This window comes from Acidovorax sp. FG60 (assembly GCF_057808995.1).
On the sequence record NZ_JBMDJC010000016.1, the window covers coordinates 111047 to 117267 of the forward strand.

The window sequence follows — 6221 nt, forward strand, 5'->3', positions numbered from 1 at the left end:
TGGCAGGCGCGCTGCCACTGGCAGCAGCCCTTGCCCCCTGCAGCCCATGCACCGCATCACCGCCCACCAGCCTTATCCCCTGTTCAACACAGCCGCCACCCGCCGCCTGGAAAAAGCGGCGGCGGTCTCCCTGCCCCCGCACACCCTCATGCAACGCGCCGGCCTCGCCGTGGCGCAATTGGCCCAGGCGCTGGCCCCCCACGCACGCACCGTGTGGATTGCCTGCGGGCCCGGGAACAACGGGGGTGACGGGTTGGAGGCTGCCATGCACCTGCAGCGCAGTGGCCGCAGAGTGATCGTGACCTGGCTGGGCCAGCCCGATACGGCCCCGGCCGATGCCAGGGCCTCGTGGCAGCGGGCGCGGGATGCGGGCGTGGTCTGGGCAGACACCGCACCCGGCGATCTGGGGGCCAACGACCTGTGCGTTGATGCGCTGCTGGGCATTGGCGTCTCTTCTTCACCCCACAGCCCCGCACGCCCGCCCGACACAAGGCTCCAGGCCTGTCTGCAAGCCCTGCACCGCAGCCCGGCCCCCGTGCTGGCCGTGGACCTGCCCAGCGGGCTGGACGCAGACACCGGCCAGTTTGCTGCAGGCCTTGCGCCCGACACCCCAACCCACCAGCACTACCACCTGCACCAGCAAGCGCCCCCGCCACGCCACACACTGAGTCTGCTCACTCTCAAGCCCGGCCTGTTCACCGCCGCCGGGCGGGACGCAGCAGGCCAGGTCTGGCTGGATGATCTGGGCGTAGAACCCGGGCACGAGCCGCCCAACGCCTGGCTTTCCGGCCCCGCCCTGCCCGCCCCCCGCGCCCATGCCAGCCACAAGGGCAGCTATGGCGACGTGGCCGTGGTGGGCGGCGAAGGACTGGCAGCGCGGGGCATGGGCATGGCGGGCGCCGCACTGCTGGCCGCTTCGGCCGCTCTGCACAGCGGCGCGGGCCGGGTGCTGGTGGCCCTGCTAGACAACGGCCAGCAGCAACTCGACCCACAGCAGCCCGAGTTGATGTTCCGCCGCTTTGACGCACTGGCACTGGAACAGCTCACCGTGGTCTGCGGCTGTGGCGGCGGGCAGGCCATCGCACGCGTTCTGCCCGAGGTCATCACCCGCGCAGCCCGGCTGGTTCTGGACGCCGATGCGCTCAACACCATCGCCACCCAGGCCGCTTTGCACGCGCTGGTGGTGGCGCGCGGCCAGCACGGGCAACCCACGGTGCTCACGCCGCACCCGCTGGAGGCTGCGCGCCTGCTGGGCCTGACCACCGCCGAAGTCCAAGCCAACCGGCTTGGGGCCGCGCAGCAGCTGGCAGACCAGTTCAACTGCGTGGCGGTGCTCAAGGGCTCGGGCACCGTGGTTGCCGCACCCGACCGCGTCCCGGCCATCAACCCCACGGGCAATGCGCGCCTGGCCACGGCGGGTACGGGCGATGTGCTGGCAGGCATGGTGGGCGCCCACCTGGCCGCTGGCGCGAGCGCCTTGCGCGCTGCGAGTGAAGCGGTGTACCAGCATGGCCAGGCGGCTGATGATTGGCCAGCGCGCCAGGCGCTGACGGCCAGTGTGCTGGCGCGGCGCGTGGGCGGAAGCTGAGCCTCAAGCCAGCAAGGTCACCGTCTTGAGCGGCTTGAGCACGCTCGACGGTGTCATGCCAAAGGTCTGCCGGAACATGCGGCTGAAGTGGGCCGAATCAGAAAACTCGCCATGTAGCGCCGCGTCGGTCAGGCGCGGGCTGAGCGCCAGCCCCGCCATCGCCAGCCGCACCTGGGACCAGACGCGGTAGCTGCGCAAGCTCACGCCCATCTCGGCGCGAAACAGGTGGTTGAAACGCGATGCCGAAAGCTGGACGCCCGAGGCCAGGTCACCCCGTGCCACCCGCCCCGCCTGCGGATGGCGCAGCACATGCAGGCTGCGCGCCACGCGTGGGTCCAGCGGCGCCACCTCGTTATCGAGCGGGCAACGCAGCAAGGCGGGCAGGTCGAAGTGATTTAGATAGCCCTCCATGGCACTGCGCGTCCCCACGGAAACTGCGACATCCAGCACCACACCACCCTCTTGCTGGAACAGACCGCGCAACCCCCGTGCTTCGCGCGAATCGGGCTCCAGGTACACCAGGGCAACCGTCTCGCCGCAAGGGTCGAACAGGTGCTCCACGCCTGCGTCCACCAGCGCGCTGTGGCAGGTCTCCACACGCCCTGCCCCCCAGTGCACCGCGAACCGACCCGAGAGCCCCATCAGAAGCACCGGCGACGCATGGCAGTGCCAGCCCGTGGCCGGGATCTCTCCGACGTAGAGCGCCCGGTCAGTGCCCAGGGTCAGTGTGTTGCGTGCTGGCATAGCCCAAACCTACAAGTTTTTTTACCGCGTTCTCCGTAGCCTTGCCTCTCCCGCCAGGGGCCGAGCAGGTGTTGACACTTGAAGCAGCAGTCCCTGGCATGCACGCAGCCATACCCCTGGAGAACGCTTCTTGAAACGCATCGTTATTTCTGTCGCAACGGCTCTGGTACTGGGCACGGTCGGCCTCTACTACGGGGCACCTTCGCTGTTCAAAGAGCCGCTGCTCAGCGCCAATCGCCATCTGTCCGGCCTGGAAGAAAAAACCGCCGATGCGGCCATGCACACCATCCACTACCTGGACAACGGCACGCCCCCAAACCCCGCGCCGGGCCACGGCAGTGGCACGCCCATCGTTCTGCTGCACGGCATTTTTGCGGAGAAAGATCATTGGGTGGATTTTGCGCGACCGCTCACCGGCCAGTACCGGGTGATTGCCCCAGATATCCCGGGCTTTGGCGAGAGCACGCGGCGGGACGACCAGCCCTACGACTACGCCGCCCACGTCACGCGGCTGGCCGCGTTTCTGGACGCGCTCGGCCTTGCGAAAGTGCATCTGGCGGGCAACTCAATGGGCGGCACCATCGCCGCTCTCTTTGCTTTGCAGCATCCCGAGCGCGTGGCCAGCGTGGCGTTCATCGGCGCACCCCACGGCATTCGCTCGCCCCAGCCCAGCACCATGGACCGCCTCATCGACACCGGACAACGCCCGCTGGTAACCCACGATGCCGCAGCCTTCGGTGCCATGATGGATCTGGTGTTTGAAAAGCGCCCCTTTTTGCCCTACCCCATCCTGCATGCGTCTGAACAAGAAGCGCTGCGCAACGCCACCTCCAACACGCGCCTGTGGGACGCGCAGCTCAAAGACCGCTACCTGCTGGAGCAACGACTGAGCACGTTGCAGCACCACCCCATCCTCGCCCTGTGGGGCGAGAGCGACCGCGTGTTCGACCACTCTGGACTGCAGACTTTGCAGAAGCTGTTGCCCCACGCCCATGCCGAAGCACTGCCCGGCATTGGCCACCTGCCCATGATGGAGGCGCCCAAAGAGACGGCGCAGCGGTACGCCCGCTTCTTGGGCGTTGTGGCCACGACCCCGCGCGAGACCACCCCGAAAATCCAATAAAAATAGCTGCTAGCGCTTATCCATAAGGCGTTAGCAGCTATTAATTAGTGAGCAATAGCTTGAGCGTGATTTTGTACGCCGTCCCCGCTTGTGTCAGCCCCGGCGGGGCTTGCGCGCCTTGCTCTTGCTGGATTTTCCCGCAACCGCCTTCTTGACAGATGCTTTCAGAGACTGGATCGGTGAACGCGCGGCCCGCTCACGCGAAAGGCCCGCTTGCTCCGTGGCAGATGGGGTTGGGCCCTTGTCGGACTTGCGTCCACCGGACCGGCCACCCGCCTTGCGGGCGCCACCAGCGCCTTCTGTGCCCAGGCCCTTGTCTTTCAACGCGCGGCCCAGCAACTCTTCGCCCTCGCGCACCAGGCGGAAGTCGATCTTGCGTCCGTCCAAGTCCACACGGCTGACCTGCACCCGGACCCGCGCGCCGATGGCGTAGCGGATGCCTGTGCGCTCACCACGCAGCTCCTGGCGCGCCTCGTCGAACTTGAAGTATTCGCCGCCCAATTCGGTGATGTGCACCAGCCCCTCGACGTACATCGCGTCCAGCGTCACGAAGATGCCGAAGCTCGTTGCTGCGCTGACCACGCCGCTGTATTCCTCGCCCAGGTGTTCGCGCATGTACTTGCACTTGAGCCAGGCTTCCACATCGCGGCTGGCCTCGTCTGCACGGCGTTCGTTGGCACTGCAGTGCAGGCCTGCGGCCTCCCAGGCCTGGGTGTCGCGGCTTGGCGGTGCTACATCCTTGCGGGGCTTGGTGCCGGGCGCCGCCACGCGGGCCGCCAACCGCTTGGCCAGCTTGGCATGGGCTTCGCCGGGTGTAGGCAAGGACGGCAGCGCGTACTTCGTCTTGCTCAGAATGGCCTTGATGACCCGGTGCACCAGCAGGTCGGGGTAGCGCCGGATCGGGCTGGTGAAATGCGTGTAGGCATCGAACGCCAGGCCAAAGTGACCACTGTTGACGGGCGTGTAGATGGCCTGCTGCATGGAGCGCAGCAGCATGGTGTGGATCTGCTGAGCGTCGGGCCGGTCCTTGGTTGCCGTGGCGATGGCCTGGAAGTCACCGGGTTTCGGGTCGTCGCCAATCGTCATGCCCACAGCCATGGCCTTGAGGTAGTTGCGCAGGATCTCCTGCTTCTCGGGCGTGGGGCCTTCGTGCACACGGAACAGGCCGGGCTGTCCGCCCTGGGCGATGAAGTCAGCGCTGCACACGTTGGCGGCCAGCATGGCCTCTTCGATGAGTTTGTGTGCATCGTTGCGGGTGCGCGGCACGATCTTTTCAATGCGGCCGTTTTCGTCGCAGACGATCTGTGTTTCGGTGGTCTCGAAGTCCACAGCGCCGCGCGCCTGGCGCGCGATGAGCAGCGCACGGTACACGTCATGCAGGTTGAGCAGGTCCTTGACGCGGTCCTTGCGCTTGCTGGCTTCCGGGCCGCGCGTATTGGCCAGGATGGCTGCGACCTCGGTGTACGTGAAGCGCGCGTGGCTGAACATCACGGCCGGGTAGAACTGGTACGCATGCACCTCGCCCTTGGCGGTGACCAGCATGTCGCAGACCATGCACAGGCGCTCCACCTCGGGGTTGAGCGAGCAGAGCCCGTTGCTGAGCTTCTCGGGCAGCATGGGGATCACGCGGCGCGGAAAGTACACGCTGGTGGCACGGTCGTAGGCATCGATGTCGATGGCGCTGCCCGTTTCCACATAGTGGCTCACGTCGGCAATCGCCACCAGCAGACGCCAGCCCTTGCTGCGGCCAACCTTGGCGGGCTCGCAGTACACGGCATCGTCGAAGTCGCGCGCATCTTCGCCGTCGATGGTGACCAGGGGCACGTCGGTCAGGTCCACGCGACGCTTCTTGTCCTGCGCGCGCACCTTGTCGGGGAGCTCTTTGGCCTGTGCGAGGCACTCGGCAGAGAACTCGTGTGGCACACCGTACTTGCGCACGGCGATTTCGATCTCCATGCCGGGGTCATCGACCTCGCCAAGCACTTCGGTGATACGCCCCACAGGCTGGCCGAACAAGGCTGGAGGTTCTGTCAGCTCAACCACCACGACCTGCCCGGGCTTCGCGGCGCCCGTGGCGCCTTTGGGGATCAGTACATCCTGACCGTAGCGCTTGTCTTCGGGGGCCACGAGCCACACGCCGCTTTCCTGCAGCAGTCGGCCGATGATAGGCTGGGGCGGACGCTCAATGATTTCAACGACACGCCCTTCGGGGCGGCCACGGCGGTCCTGGCGGACGATGCGCACGCGCACACGGTCCTTGTGCAAGACTGCGCGCATTTCGTTCGGGGGGATATAGATGTCGCCTTCGCCATCGTCACGGATGACAAAACCGTGTCCATCACGGTGCCCTTGCACGCTGCCTTCAATCTCGTCCGACAAATGCGTGGACTGCGTGCCGGGGGTGGTTTTTTTGATATACAATCTTAGACTTTCCTGAAATGCCCAGGTGGCGGAATTGGTAGACGCACTAGTTTCAGGTACTAGCGAGTAACATCGTGGAGGTTCGAGTCCTCTCCTGGGCACCAAGTTTAACGAGAACCAGCGATGGTTTTCAAAATATCGAAGCCGCTGTACACACAGCGGCTTTTTTATTTGGCGATACGTTTTGCCCTCCCTGTTGCGGCCAAAGAATTTTGAACCGACGGCACATTTTTTTGAAAACTCTTCAGAAGCCCGAGTTTCTTATCCTATAATTCGAGGCTGATCTGAAAGCCCAGGTGGCGGAATTGGTAGACGCACTAGTTTCAGGTACTAGCGAGTAACATC

At 65.4% G+C, this 6221-nt stretch carries 4 protein-coding genes and 1 tRNA gene; 3 read left to right on the forward strand and 2 right to left on the reverse strand.

What is annotated here, in order from left to right:
- Positions 1-46: 46 nt before the first annotated feature.
- Positions 47-1588, forward strand: coding sequence for an NAD(P)H-hydrate dehydratase (locus ACODS0_RS20885; protein WP_488836914.1), 1542 nt, complete (start codon positions 47-49; stop codon positions 1586-1588).
- A gap of 3 nt (positions 1589-1591) precedes the next feature.
- Here ACODS0_RS20885 and ACODS0_RS20890 read toward each other — a convergent pair whose 3' ends face one another.
- On the reverse strand, positions 1592-2332 hold the full coding sequence (locus ACODS0_RS20890) for a helix-turn-helix transcriptional regulator (RefSeq protein ID WP_488836916.1): 741 nt from the start codon (positions 2330-2332) through the stop codon (positions 1592-1594).
- Between the two features lie 130 nt (positions 2333-2462).
- Here ACODS0_RS20890 and ACODS0_RS20895 point away from each other — a divergent pair, with 130 nt between their 5' ends.
- A complete protein-coding gene (locus tag ACODS0_RS20895; protein WP_218300323.1) occupies positions 2463-3455 on the forward strand; it encodes an alpha/beta fold hydrolase in 993 nt (330 codons plus the stop codon).
- A 93-nt stretch (positions 3456-3548) separates the two neighbouring features.
- Here ACODS0_RS20895 and rnr read toward each other — a convergent pair whose 3' ends face one another.
- Positions 3549-5876: a ribonuclease R gene (gene rnr / locus ACODS0_RS20900; RefSeq protein ID WP_055394778.1), complete on the reverse strand. Its 2328-nt coding sequence runs from the start codon at positions 5874-5876 to the stop codon at positions 3549-3551.
- Positions 5877-5895: 19 nt separating this feature from the next.
- On the opposite strand from rnr, the gene ACODS0_RS20905 reads away from it, so the two are divergent.
- Positions 5896-5980 (forward strand) — tRNA-Leu (locus ACODS0_RS20905).
- The last annotated feature ends 241 nt before the right edge of the window (positions 5981-6221 follow it).

Bases quoted from the DNA above. Each gene is read 5' to 3' on its own strand.
- ACODS0_RS20885 (WP_488836914.1), top strand. From the start codon at position 47: ATGCACCGCATCACCGCCCACCAGCCTTATCCCCTGTTCAACACAGCC.
- ACODS0_RS20890 (WP_488836916.1), bottom strand. From the start codon at position 2,332: ATGCCAGCACGCAACACACTGACCCTGGGCACTGACCGGGCGCTCTAC.